Annotated in this window: 14 protein-coding genes; 2 read left to right on the top strand and 12 right to left on the bottom strand. The window is 67.0% G+C overall.

What is annotated here, in order from left to right; genetic code table 11:
• Window positions 1–5: 5 nt before the first annotated feature.
• Genes AC59JP_RS12590 through ssd form a run of 7 tightly spaced genes read right to left on the bottom strand, consistent with a single transcriptional unit; the run spans window position 6 to window position 4496 of the window.
• A complete protein-coding gene (locus AC59JP_RS12590) occupies window positions 6–371 on the bottom strand; it encodes an Rv3654c family TadE-like protein (protein ID WP_497326104.1) in 366 nt (121 codons plus the stop codon).
• A complete protein-coding gene (locus AC59JP_RS12585; RefSeq protein ID WP_497326103.1) occupies window positions 358–672 on the bottom strand; it encodes a TadE family type IV pilus minor pilin in 315 nt (104 codons plus the stop codon). The genes AC59JP_RS12590 and AC59JP_RS12585 overlap by 14 nt, the downstream gene beginning before the upstream one ends.
• A gap of 5 nt (window positions 673–677) precedes the next feature.
• Complete coding sequence (locus tag AC59JP_RS12580; RefSeq protein WP_497326102.1) at window positions 678–866, bottom strand: DUF4244 domain-containing protein; 189 nt, start codon at window positions 864–866, stop codon at window positions 678–680.
• 60 nt (window positions 867–926) lie between these two features.
• A complete protein-coding gene (locus AC59JP_RS12575) occupies window positions 927–1487 on the bottom strand; it encodes a type II secretion system F family protein (protein WP_497326101.1) in 561 nt (186 codons plus the stop codon).
• Window positions 1484–2251, bottom strand: coding sequence for a secretion protein F (locus AC59JP_RS12570; RefSeq protein ID WP_497326100.1), 768 nt, complete (start codon window positions 2249–2251; stop codon window positions 1484–1486). The genes AC59JP_RS12575 and AC59JP_RS12570 overlap by 4 nt, the downstream gene beginning before the upstream one ends.
• Window positions 2248–3426 (bottom strand): TadA family conjugal transfer-associated ATPase, encoded by a 1179-nt coding sequence (locus tag AC59JP_RS12565; RefSeq protein ID WP_497326099.1) that lies wholly within the window; start codon window positions 3424–3426, stop codon window positions 2248–2250. Before AC59JP_RS12565 ends, AC59JP_RS12570 begins: the two co-directional genes overlap by 4 nt.
• Complete coding sequence (gene ssd, locus AC59JP_RS12560) at window positions 3423–4496, bottom strand: septum site-determining protein Ssd (protein WP_497326098.1); 1074 nt, start codon at window positions 4494–4496, stop codon at window positions 3423–3425. Before ssd ends, AC59JP_RS12565 begins: the two co-directional genes overlap by 4 nt.
• 319 nt (window positions 4497–4815) lie before the next feature.
• On the opposite strand from ssd, the gene AC59JP_RS12555 reads away from it, so the two are divergent.
• Window positions 4816–5637 carry an HAD-IB family hydrolase gene (locus AC59JP_RS12555; RefSeq protein WP_497326493.1) on the top strand — a complete coding sequence of 274 codons (822 nt, stop codon included), beginning with the start codon at window positions 4816–4818 and terminating at the stop codon, window positions 5635–5637.
• Window positions 5638–5978: 341 nt separating this feature from the next.
• Here AC59JP_RS12555 and AC59JP_RS12550 read toward each other — a convergent pair whose 3' ends face one another.
• Window positions 5979–6740, bottom strand: coding sequence for a Fic family protein (locus AC59JP_RS12550; protein ID WP_497326097.1), 762 nt, complete (start codon window positions 6738–6740; stop codon window positions 5979–5981).
• Window positions 6741–6775: 35 nt separating this feature from the next.
• Between AC59JP_RS12550 and AC59JP_RS12545 the strand changes: the two genes are divergently transcribed.
• Window positions 6776–7282, top strand: coding sequence for a tetratricopeptide repeat protein (locus AC59JP_RS12545; RefSeq protein ID WP_497326096.1), 507 nt, complete (start codon window positions 6776–6778; stop codon window positions 7280–7282).
• Here AC59JP_RS12545 and AC59JP_RS12540 read toward each other — a convergent pair.
• From AC59JP_RS12540 to AC59JP_RS12525, 4 genes are all read right to left on the bottom strand, one after another.
• Window positions 7263–8954: a dipeptide ABC transporter ATP-binding protein gene (locus AC59JP_RS12540; RefSeq protein WP_497326095.1), complete on the bottom strand. Its 1692-nt coding sequence runs from the start codon at window positions 8952–8954 to the stop codon at window positions 7263–7265. The two genes, AC59JP_RS12545 and AC59JP_RS12540, sit on opposite strands and share 20 nt — an antisense overlap.
• Complete coding sequence (locus AC59JP_RS12535) at window positions 8951–9898, bottom strand: ABC transporter permease (RefSeq protein ID WP_497326094.1); 948 nt, start codon at window positions 9896–9898, stop codon at window positions 8951–8953. The genes AC59JP_RS12540 and AC59JP_RS12535 overlap by 4 nt, the downstream gene beginning before the upstream one ends.
• Window positions 9891–10817: an ABC transporter permease gene (locus AC59JP_RS12530; RefSeq protein WP_497326093.1), complete on the bottom strand. Its 927-nt coding sequence runs from the start codon at window positions 10815–10817 to the stop codon at window positions 9891–9893. Before AC59JP_RS12530 ends, AC59JP_RS12535 begins: the two co-directional genes overlap by 8 nt.
• 68 nt (window positions 10818–10885) lie before the next feature.
• A complete protein-coding gene (locus tag AC59JP_RS12525; RefSeq protein ID WP_497326492.1) occupies window positions 10886–12460 on the bottom strand; it encodes a peptide ABC transporter substrate-binding protein in 1575 nt (524 codons plus the stop codon).
• Between the last annotated feature and the right edge of the window lie 31 nt (window positions 12461–12491).

Below are 12491 nucleotides of genomic sequence, written 5' to 3'. Positions count from 1 at the left end.
TCGGGTCAGCCCTCCACCGGCCCCGCCCGCGACACCGCCACCGCATCGCGAACACCGAACCGAGACAGTGCCGTTCGAACGTGAACGTGGACCTGCAGATCCCAGTCCTCGACCCTGCAGTCGTCGAGCTCCGCACCGTTCGCGGCGGCCATCTCGCGCGCGGCATCACACCCCGCCACATTCCCGGAGTCCAGCGCGCTCGCCCCTGCGAGCGCGGCGAAGTCGGCAGCAGACTGCGCTCGATGACGCGCAGCCACCGCACCACCGGTGTACAGCACCAACGCCGTCACCACCACGATGGCGGCGACGACGAAGGCCCCCAGTATCGAAGCGAGGCCCTCGTCGTCCGTGCAGAACTCAGCCGTCGGCATCCGACGGTTCCTTCATCGCCACGGCTTCCGCCGACACCTCCACCGACGGGAAGAGCGACGGCACAATCACTCTCGCGACCACACGCATGCCGTCGTCCCGAATGTCCACGCGAGCACCCGACGGGGCGACGGCTGCCGCAGCGCTCGACGCGGACACGATGTCACCACGCGCAGCCAGTCGCGCGGCCTCCCGAGCGGCGTCGACGCACCTGATGTGCGCGGTCACCGTCGACACCGCACCCAGGCACAGCACCACCACCGCGATGATCGACGTGATCGCCAGCGCTGCTTCGACGGTCACCGCTCCTAGGTCTGAGTGTTCAGCGCCTTGTCGATGATTCCCGTCAGGGCCGAGACGATGCTGTCGCCCGTGACCACCGTGTACAGCACCGCGCCGAACGCCGCGGCGGCGATGGTGCCGATCGCGTACTCCGCAGTCGACATTCCGTCGTCCTCCACCGCCAACAGCATCAGCCGCATCTTCAGATTCTTCATCGTCGTTCTCCCCCTCGATGTTCGGCGCGGACGATCCGCACCGAAGTTCTCCTGGCACGGTCACAGCAGACCGCCGCTCAACACTGTTCGGGCCAGGCCGATCACGACCGGCACGATGCCCAGGCACACGAACGCGGGCAGAAAGCACAGACCCAGTGGCCCACCGATCAGGACGCCGGCGCGCTCGGCCGCCGCCACCGCAGCGTCCTCCGCGCCGTTCCGACGTTCGGCGGCGAGCTCGGTGATCGCGTCGGCCAACGACGACCCGGACCGTGCCGACCGCCTGGCCATGCGCGCCAACGCTTCTCCTTCTGCGTCGGTGGCCACGCTCTCCCATGCCACCACCGGATCGGCGCCGAGCTCGAGTAGGTGTGCCCCACGCGCGAGCGCCGACGCCAGAGGTTCGGGCGCAGTGGGGGCAACGGCCGATGCCGCGGCGGCCAGCGTCGACCCGGAACGCAGACAGGCGGACAGAAGGTCGAAGGCACCGGCGATAGCCATCGGATCGTGTTGCGGTGCAGCGTCGGTCGCGTCGACCACAACGAGGGCCCGTACGCTGCGCGGTCCGGCCACAGGAAGGGCCAGGAGCGCCGACGCCAGAAGAACGCACGCCCAGGTCATTTCGCGACCTTCGCAGTGATGGCGTCGGTCCACAACAACCCGGCGCACACCAGCCCCGCGCCGACCATCAGCAGGATGCCGCCGAGCCCGCCACCGAAGAGGACAGTCAACGGTGACGCCCCCATCATCTGTCCGAGTCCAATCCCGACGAGCGGCAACGCGGCGAGAACGGCTGCGGTGGCTCGGGCGCCCGCGAGCGATGCCTCGGTGCGGCGCGCGAATCGCCTGCGCCCCAACAGGTCGGTCCGCACGGCGTCGAGCAGCACGGCGAGCGCCAGCCCGTGCGCCTCGGCCACCCGCCACACGGCTCCGATGCGTCCGATCTCGACCGAGCAGCGCCCCGCGTCGACCACGAAGGCGTCGGCGGCAGACCCGCCGAGACGCGCTCGAGCCGCAGCGCTTGCGAAAGCCGTCGGCACGGCACATTCCTGCGCTGCGGACTCGCAGGCTGCGGCGGGGTGTGCGCCGACGTCGAGTTCACCGATGACGGTGTCGAGTCCGGTGACCAGATCCTTCAATTCGTCTGCACGACGGGTGGATTCGAGACGTCGTCGGTGCCGCAGCCGTAGCGTCGCACCTACCGCAGCCGCGGCAACACCGACGGAGATGCCCGCCACGACGGCCGCCGTGACCGACCCGAGAACCACCAGCAGAGCGCCGGATACCTGCGGCACCGGCCGAGATCGTGACGCCGGCGCAAGTCGTCGTTGGTGTACGGGCCACGAAAGAACGGCCACGGCAACAAGCAGAATCGCAACGGTCACGACAGAGCCTCACGTGCGCGAAGCAGCGCCTCGAGCCGTTCGGCGCCCGCGGCGTGTTCGGTTCCGTCCCACGCCGGTGTGATGGTCACCAGACCGTCCGCCGCCCGGCCGACCACCGCGATCTGCACCAACCGTCGGCTGCCGGAGGCGGACCGATTCACGTGCAGAACGACCTGCACGGCCGCAGCGAGCTGGCTGTGCAGAGCCGCACGATCCAATCCGCCCAGCGCCGCCAGCGCTTCGAGTCGGGCGGGCACCTCGTCCGTCGCATTGGCGTGGACCGTGCCGGCGCCGCCGTCGTGACCGGTGTTCATGGCCGTCAACAGATCCACGACTTCGGCGCCGCGAACTTCGCCGACCACGATGCGGTCCGGCCGCATCCGCAGGGCCTGGCGAACCAGGTCACGCACCGTGACCTCGCCGACCCCCTCCACGTTCGGAGGGCGAGCGACGAGCCGAACCACGTGCGGATGATTCGGGGACAACTCGGCGGCGTCCTCGACGCAGATGATGCGTTCGGCGGCGTCCACTTCGCCCAGCAGCGCGGCCAGGAGGGTTGTCTTTCCTGCGCCGGTTCCGCCGACCACCAGGAACGCAACGCGCGCCCTCACCATGCGGCGAAGGAGAACGAGAGCGCCGGGTTCCACGGTCCCGGCCCGGGCGAGCGCGTCGAGACCCTGAGTAGCCGGTCGCAGGACACGCAGCGACAGACAGGTTCCGCCCTGCGCTACGGGAGCGAGCATCGCGTGCAGACGAACGCCGAAGCTGCCTGCTCCCACTCCCGGCAGCCGTCCGTCGACCCAGGGTTGTGCGTCGTCGAGTCGTCGCCCGGCAGACAACGCGAGACGCTGAGCCAGTCGCCGGACCGCGGCTTCGTCGGCGAAGGTGACCGACGCTCGTTCCAGACCGTCACCGCGGTCCACCCATACGTGCGACGCGGAGGTGACGAGCACGTCGGACACCCCGGGATCGTGCAGTAGCGCGTCGAGCGGTCCCGCACCGGTGAACTCGGTGTCGAGTACGTGCAGCGCTGCGAGGAGGTCGGTGTCACCGAGGATCCCGCCCGACTCGGTGCGCACGGCCGCCGCCAACAGCGCGGCCGTCGGCGGCTCGGACGATCCGGCGAGCCGGTCACGAACGCGGTCGAGCAGATCGGGAGACACCCAGCCGCTCATGTGGGCCACCCGCCGGACACGGGCTTGGCTCCGAACGCCGACAGGACCGCCTCGGCGGCAGCCGCAAGATGCGAGCGTCGGCCGAGATTCAGGCCCGTTCGGTCGAGCATGGCGTCCAGTCCGCGCTCCGGCCGCATGCCGACGAGGACAGGCAGGTCCACCATCTCCCCGATGTCCGCGGCACGGAGTCCGCCCGGTGACGGTCCGCGCACCACGACCCCGACGTTCGCGTTCGCCGCGCGCAGTCGTCGGGCGACGGGTCCTGCGGCGGCGCCGGCTCGTACCCGGGCGGGAACCACGAGCACGACGAGGTCGGCGAATTCGATCAACGTGTCCGCGACCGCGTCGACGTGCCGCGGAACGTCGCACACCACGAGATCGCCGGCAGACCGTCCCGCGTCGACGACGGCAGCCGCGGCGCGAGGAGACAGCGCAGCCGACGACTCACGGCACACCGACACCAGAGCCAGGCCGTCGTCGACGGGAAGCGCGTGGTGCAGCGCCTCCGCCGCGACGCGACCTCCGTCGAGTACGAGGTCGGGCCACCGCAGCCCGCTACGGTCCTCCCACCCGAGGACCAGATCGAGCCCGCCGCCTTCGCCGTCCGCGTCGAGCAGAATTCGTCGTCGTGCCGAGGGGTACAACGCCAACGCGGCGGCGAACGTCGACGCTCCTGCACCGCCGCACCCGCCCACCACGGCGATGACTCCACCGTCGCCGTGCCCGTGATTCTCCCGCGACTGTGCGAGCAGTGCGACGAGGGATTCTTCGTCGGCAGGTAGAGCGACGACGTGCTCGGCGCCCACCGCGGTCGCCGCTCTCCAGTGCTCGAGTCCCGCGTCCCCCGCCGCCACGACAACGACTCCCGGTCTACGCGGGAGTCGTTGTTCGACAATGGAGAATGCCGCGGGCGCGTCGAGCATGACGATCGTGTGCTCGTCCCATTGGGACCGACGGGACAGTTCCGCGGCCTCGTCGAGGGGGCGGTCCGCTGCTGCGGCGACGCGGCGCACTGCTGACGCGAGTGCGGTGTCGATCGTCACGAGCATTGCTGTCCGGGATGTGGTCACCAGTCGAGCCTGCGTGGTCCGCATCCGCCGCGCCAGGGGTCGACCGGCTACCTGTGGATGAAGGAATGGCCTGTGGATGAATCAGGGATTTGCGCAAAACCGTGTTTGCGCAAACTACGAATTGCGCTATGGCACGGGATGTTTAGAGGACGACCCCCGCCAAGGGGGGAGGAGGCGGGGGTCGTCGGGCGTTCAGCCCCGGGGGGTCGGGCTGAACACACCCGGATCGAGTCCGGGTAAGAAAGAGAATACACCCGAGTGCCCTCTCGCCGCGTCGTCCTCGGACTGTTCGCAGGGATCGAATTGGCTCCCACCTATTCTGAGACACGTGGATACAGCCGACCGATCGACGCCGACGCGTATCGCCGCGTTCTTCGACCTCGACAAGACGATCATTGCCAAGTCGAGCACGCTGGCCTTCAGCAAGCCGTTCTTCGATCAGGGATTGATCAATCGCAGGTCCGTGCTCAAGAGCAGCTACGCGCAGTTCCTGTTCCTGGTGTCCGGCGCGGACCACGATCAGATGGAACGCATGCGGATCCACATCGCCAACATGAGTGCCGGCTGGGACGTCGAGCAGATTCGCGCCATCGTGGCGGAGACGTTGCACGACATCGTCGATCCGCTGGTGTTCGCCGAAGCCGCAGACCTCATTGCCGACCACAAGTTGCGCGGCCACGACGTGGTAATCGTCTCGGCGTCGGGCGAGGAAGTGGTCTCCCCCATCGCCGAGGCGCTCGGGGCCGACCACAGCACAGCCACGCGCATGAAAGTCGAGGACGGCAAGTACACCGGCGAGATCGACTTCTACTGCTACGGACCGGGAAAGGTCGAGGCCATCGAAGCGTTGGCGGCGACCGAGCACTACGACTTGGCACGGTCGTACGCCTATACCGATTCGATCACGGACCTTCCGATGCTCGGAGCCGTCGGGCATCCCACCGCCGTGAATCCCGACCGCGGTTTGCGCAAGGAAGCGGCGGCGAACGGGTGGCCGATTCTGACGTTCTCCAACCCCGTGTCGCTGCGGGCGCGCTTTCAGACACCCTCGTCCGGGACCGTGGCGGGCGCGGCGGCCGTCGGTCTCGCAGCCGTCGCGGCAGGTGCAGCAACCTATGGCCTGATTCGCAGAAAACGCTGAGGTTCCACCCCTTGCTGTGAGGCGAGTCACAGGGTAGAAATGAGTCACGGGAAGACGGAAGGCCAAGAGCGGGCCGGAAGAGAAGGATCGCTCTCCCAGCCGGGCTTTCCCAGCACGGACATCAGGCACCCACGCGTAGCTCGCCGCTACAATGGCACAAGTGTTGTGGGCCTGCGAAACTCGGGCAGCGGTCGGCGTGAACCGGCAGTTGTTCGACCACTTCGCCGAGGCCTCGTGGAGAAGGTCTCCACCACAACCCACCCTGCACGCCTGGTAACCGGATAGTCCGTGCTCACGGGCGGCGAAGTCGACTTACATCGGCTCCGCCGCCCGTCTTCGTGTTACGAGGCCGACGCTGCATCGGCAATCGAGAGCGCTTCTGTCGCACCGGCTTCGAACGAACCGCAGCACAGAAGCACCCAACTCCCGACACCCTGCTCGGTGCCGGCGGCGAACCCGTCGGCGCCCGAGCGGTACGCGCCCACTCGGCGCAACCAGCTGACCTCCGGAACACCGAGGTTGTGCGGATCGAGTCCGCTCGACGCCGCCACCAGTCGTGACGCCGCGCGCGCGACGACGCCGTCCGCGGTTCCGAAAGGCTTCACCGACAACAACTCCCCGTGTACGACGGCCGCGACGATCGGCGCCGGAACTCGGGTGCCGCCGGTCACGAGGTCGGCGAGCAGACCCAGCCGCTCGGCGACGGACGCGTCCCCGCGGGGACGTCCCAACTCCTCGTGATCGGTCACCAGGTCGGCGGCCGCAAGAAGATGCAGACGCGCGAGCGCCTGAAGCGGAGCCCGCTGCCACGTCGTCACCATGATCGGCAACGAGTCACCGTCCAAGGCCTGCGCCACCCGAAGTGCCCCGGCCAGAATCGGATCCGCCGATTCGCCCTCCGCAGGCAGGTCCAGCGACGCACCCTCGATCCCCGCGGACGCTCGTGCCGCACGCACGGCGGCCTCGGCAGCCGACGCCGGCCACCCGCGGCGGTTCGACTTGTGCCGGTGCACGGCACCGAGGGCGTCGCGCGAGCGTTCGGCAACCTCGCGTACGCCGGGGAGCGCGAGGATAGGCCCGAGGGGATCTGCGCTAGCTGTCATGAAACGCGACGCTACAGGGCTGGAATGATGGGGCGATGGACCCGTCACCGGAACTCGAGGCGGCGATCGAAGACGGACTCCGAGTCCGCGATCGCGACAACATGGCCCCGACCATCGCGTACTTCACCGAGCTTCTCGGCGCTCATCCCGGCAGCGCAGCCGTCCTGCTCGAACTCGCCGGCAGCTACGACACAGCGGGCGAGGAAGCCACCGCCGAGCGGTACTACCGCGAGGCGTTCGAGGCGGGACTTTCCGGCGATCGGCGGCGTCGAGCACTGCTCCAGTACGCGAGCACGCTACGCAACCTCGGCCGGATCGACGACTCGCTGACCGTCCTCGACGACGCGAAAGCCGAGTTCCCGCACTCGGATTCGCTCAGGGTCTTCCACGCGCTGTCGCTGCACGCCGCGGGACGGGCGAGCGAGGCGCTCGCGGAGACCCTGCTGCTGATCGCCGACATCGGCGGCCCCGAGATTCAGCGGTACCAGGCCGCGATTCGTGGCAACGCCGACTACCTGAGCGTCACGCCCCCAACGGAATAGACGCTCCCGGAATCGCATTGAGCAGATTCTGCGTGTACTCGTCCTTCGGGTTCGCGAACACCTCGTCGGTCGACGACGCCTCGACAACCTTGCCGGACCGCATCACCAGCACTCGGTCGGCGATCTGCCGCACCACGGCGAGGTCGTGCGTGATGAACACGTACGACAACCCCAACTCGGCCTGCAGATCGTTGAGCAGGGTCAGGATCTGAGCCTGGACCAGCACGTCGAGAGCCGAGACGGCCTCGTCGCACACGACCACCTCGGGCTGCAGCGCCAGTGCCCGCGCAATGGCGATGCGCTGACGCTGGCCGCCGGACAGCTCGTTCGGGAATCGCCGCATGACCGACGACGGCAACGACACCTTGTCCAGCAGATCGCGGACCCGCGCCTCGCGCTCCTTCTTGCTGCCGATGCCGTGGGTCCGCAGCGGCTCCTCGATGGTGCGGAAGATCGAATACATCGGATCCAGTGAGCCGTAGGGATTCTGGAAGATCGGCTGCACCCGACGACGGAACGCGAACAGCTCCTTGCGACCGAGCTTCCACACGTCCTGCCCGTCGAATTCGACCGTTCCCGACGTCGGCGGAAGAAGCCCCAGAACCATCTGCGCCACAGTCGATTTACCGGACCCGGACTCTCCCACGATGGCCGTGGTGGTCCCTCGCGGCACCGTGAACGAGACGTCGTCGACGGCGAGGAAGTCCGTCGACTTCCAGGGGGCGCCGCCGCGAATCTTGAACGACTTGGTCAGACCCTCGACCGCCAGCACGTCGTCGGTGACCGTGCCGACGTCGTCGACGTCCTTGACCAGCTCGGCAGCATGCTCCACGGCCTGCTCGCGAATTTCGACACGCTTGTTGGCCGATTCGAGTCGGCGCGAGGACAGCGACGGCGCGGACGAGACGAGCCGTTTGGTGTACTCGTGCTGCGGATTCTGCAGAATCTGCCGTGCCGGACCGGATTCCACGACGCGCCCCCGGTACATCACGACCAGGTGCTCGGCGCGCTCGGCAGCGAGACCGAGGTCGTGCGTGATCAACAGAACGGCGGTGCCCAATTCGGTGGTGAGACCTTCGAGATGGTCGAGGATCTGGCGCTGCACCGTCACGTCGAGAGCCGACGTCGGCTCGTCCGCGATCAGCAACTTCGGCCGGCACGAGAGTCCGATCGCGATGAGCGCACGCTGGCGCATACCGCCGGAGAACTCGTGCGGATACTGATTTACCCGCTTGTCGGCGTCCGACATCCCCGATTCGGTCAGCAGCTCGATGGCGCGCTTCTTGGCGGCCTTTCCCTTCGCGACGTTGTTGGCCGCCAAGGTCTCCTCGATCTGGAAACCGATCTTCCACAACGGATTCAGGTTGGACATCGGATCCTGTGGGATCAAACCGATCTGCTCGCCGCGCAGTGCGATGATCTCCTTCTTCGACGCCTTGGTGACATCGGTTCCGTCGAAGAGGATTTCACCACCGGTGACTTTTCCGGAGCCGGGAAGCAGGTCGATGATCGCGTGCGCGGTCGTGGACTTGCCCGACCCCGACTCGCCTACGATCGCGACGGTCTGGCCCGGGTAGACCGTCAGGGAGACCCCGCGCACGGCGGGTGTGGACCCGAACGAGACCTGGAGGTCCTTGATTTCGAGTAGTGGCTTGTCAGCTGGCGAGTTCATCGCTTCCTCGACTTCGGATCCAGGGCGGCGCTCAACGCGTCGCCCATCATCATGAACGCGAGCACCGTGATCGCCAGTGCCGTAGCGGGATAGAACAGAATAGGTGAGCCCGACCGCAGTCGCGACTGGCCGGTGCTGATGTCGCCGCCCCAGGACACGATGGACGGCGGGAGTCCGACACCGAGGTACGACAGTGTCGCCTCGAGGGTGACGAAGACGCCGAGGGTAATCGTGGTGGTGACGATGACCGGTCCGAGCGCGTTGGGAATCACGTGTCGAAGCAGGATGCGGAACCTGCTGACGCCCAACGACGTTGCGGCGGTGATGAAGTCGGCGTTCTTGACCGACAGCACTGCGCCGCGCGCGATGCGGGCGATCTGTGGCCAGCCGAAGATTGCGATGATGCCGACCACCACCCAGGTGTTGCGATCACGCAGCACCTGCAGCAGCACGATGGCACCGAGGATGAGCGGGATGCCGAAGAAGATGTCGGTCACGCGGGAGAGCAGCGAGTCCAGCCAGCCACCGTAGAAGCCGGCCAGCGCGCCGAGGATGCCGCCGAAAAGCAGGACGGCGAGTGTCGACAGCACACCGACGGTCACGGATGCGCGGGCGCCGTAGACGGTGCGCGCGTACACATCACAGCCCTGCAGGTCGAACCCGAACGGATGGCCAGGCATGCGTGACGCCATCGAGAAGTCGCCGTTGCAGTAGCGCGGATCCTGGCTGGTGAACCAGCCCGGGAACAGAGCGACGACGATGACGAACACGATCAGCAGACCCGAGATGATGAACAGCGGGCTCTTGCGCAGGCCGAGCCACGCGTCCTTCCAGAAGCCGGCCGGTGACCCCGATTCGTCCACTCTGTCGATGGCAGCCACCTCGACCTCGGACGGGCCGGCGACGAAATACGGCTGTGCGGCACGCTCTTTCGGGTCAGACATAACGGATCCTCGGATCGAGTACGGCGTAGAGCAGGTCCACGACCAGGTTCGCCACGATGTAGATGACGATCAGCACCGTCACGAACGAGACGACGGTGGGAGCTTCCTGCCGCACGATGGCTTGATACAGAGTTCCGCCGACACCGGGGATGTTGAAGATTCCCTCGGTCACGATGGCACCGGCCATCAGCGAACCGAGGTCCGCGCCGAGGAACGTGACCACCGGGATCAGCGAGTTTCGAAGAATGTGCACGGTGACGACGCGCTTGCGTCCCAACCCTTTTGCGGTCGCGGTCCGGACGTGGTCGGCGTTCAGGTTCTCGATGATCGAGGACCGGGTCAGGCGCAGAACGTAGGCGAACGACACCAGGCCCAGGACGAACGCGGGGAGCAGAAGCTTGCCGACCGTGGCGTCGCCGCCCACGGTGACCGGAGCGATTCCCCACTTGATGCCCAGGAAGAACTGGCCGAGGAAGCCGAGCACGAAGATCGGGACAGCGATGACGACGAGGCTGACGACCAGCACCGTGCCGTCGAAGATTCCGCCCTTGCGGATGCCGGTCAGAACACCGAACCCGATGCCGAAGACGGCTTCGATGATCAGTGCCATCACGGCGAGCTTGATGGTGACGGGGAAGGCTTGGGCCATGACCTCGGACACCGGCCGTCCGGAGAACGACGTTCCGAAGTCGAGGGTGAAGATGCCCTTGATGTACTGCAGATACTGCAGATAGAAGGGGTCGTCGAGGTGATAGCGCGCTCGAAGCGCGGCCTGTACGGCCGGCGTCAGGGGCTTGTCACCACCCAGAGCCGCGATGGGGTCTCCGGGAAGGAGGAAGAGCATTGCGTAGATGAGGAGGGTCGCGCCGATGAACACCGGGATCATCTGCAGGACGCGTCGCCCGATGTACCAGGTCATCAGGTCACTTTCCGTGTGAAGAGAACACGCGGGGCGACCTCTCGGTCGCCCCGCGTGTCATGTTCGGGTCAGCTCTTGGTGATGTTCTCGTAGTCCGGCAGGCCGTTCCATGCGATCTGGACGTCACCTGCGGTGGTGGAGTAACCCGCTGCGTTGATGTAGTCCCACAGCGGAATCGCCGGGAGGTCCTTCATCAGGATTTCCTGCGCCTTGTTGGTCAGGTCGTAGGAAGCCTGTGCATCGGGGGCAGCCTCGGCGTCGCGGAGTGCGGCGTCGAAGGCCGGGTTCGAGTAGTCACCGTCGTTGGAACCGGCACCCGTCACGAAGATCGGCTCGAGGAACTCGAGCAGCGACGGGTAGTCGCCCTGCCAGCCGGTGCGGAACGCGGTCTGAATGGTGCGATCGGTGATCTGCGTGCGGACCTGAGCGAACGTCGGCTGCGGTGCGCCGACTGCCTCGATGCCCAGGGTGTTGCGAATGCTGTTGGTCATCGCGTCGATCCACTCCTGGTGCCCACCGTCGGCGTTGTAGGCCACGGCGAACTGACCGGACCACGGCGAGATGGCGTCGGCCTGCGCCCACAATGCCTTGGCCTGGTCCGGGTTGTACTTCAGGACGTCGTTGCCCGGGATCGAGTCACTGTGTCCGGGCAGGGTCGACGCGGTGAAGTCGTCGAGCGGCTTACGGGTTCCCTGGAAGATCTGCTGGGTGATCTGGTCGCGGTTGATGGCCATCGACAGCGCCTGACGACGCAGATTGCCCTCTTCGCCCGAGAAGTGCTGAAGGCGAGCCGGAATGGTGATCGTCTGGTTCTGCGCGGTCGGGGTCTTCAGTGCGCGATCGCCCAGATCGGACTCGAAGGTCGGCAGGGCGCTCGGCGGGATCGTGTCGAGCACGTCGAGGTTGTCCGACTGCAGATCGGCGTAGGCGGTGTCCAGCGAGCTGTAGAACACGATGCCCAGGCCCGAGTTCTTCGGGACGCGGTTGCCCTTGTAGTCCTCGTTCGGCACCAGGTCGATGCGCACGTTGTGCTGCCATGCGCCCGGGCCGGCCAGCTTGTACGGGCCGTTGCCGATCGGGTTCTCGCCGAACGCCTTCATGTCCTTGAACGCGGCCTCGGGCAGCGGGTAGAAGGGCGTGAAGGCGAGACGCAGTTCGAAGTCGATGGTCGGCTGCTTGAGCTGAACCGTGAATTCGGTGTCGCTGACGACCTTCAGGCCGGACATGGTCTGCGCGGTCGGGGTCTCGGCCGAGACCTCGTCGTAGCCGAGGATGGGCTCGAAGAACGACTGCTGCAGCTGCGCGTTGGTCCCGAGGGCGCCGTAGTTCCACGCGTCGACGAACGACTTCGCGGTGACGGCCGTGCCGTCGGTGAACTTCCAGTCGGGCTTGATCTTGATGTCGTAGTTGATGTTGTCGGTGGTGTCGATCGAGTCGGCCACCTCGTTGGACGGAACACCCTTGGCGTCGTACGACGTCAAGCCGGCGAACAGCCGGTCGACGATACGGCCGCCGCCGTTCTCGTTGGTGTTGGTCGGTACGAGCGGGTTCTGGGGCTCGGAGCCGTTGGCGGTGACGATCCCGCCGCCGCTGCCTCCGCTACCACCGTCGCTGCCTCCGCTGCCACCGCACGCGGTGATCATCGCTCCGGCAACGACAACCGCTGCTGCGGCC

The sequence above is a fragment of the Rhodococcus sp. 320_ES genome (genome assembly GCF_059691855.1).
This window is presented reverse-complemented; position numbering and strand designations above follow the sequence as displayed.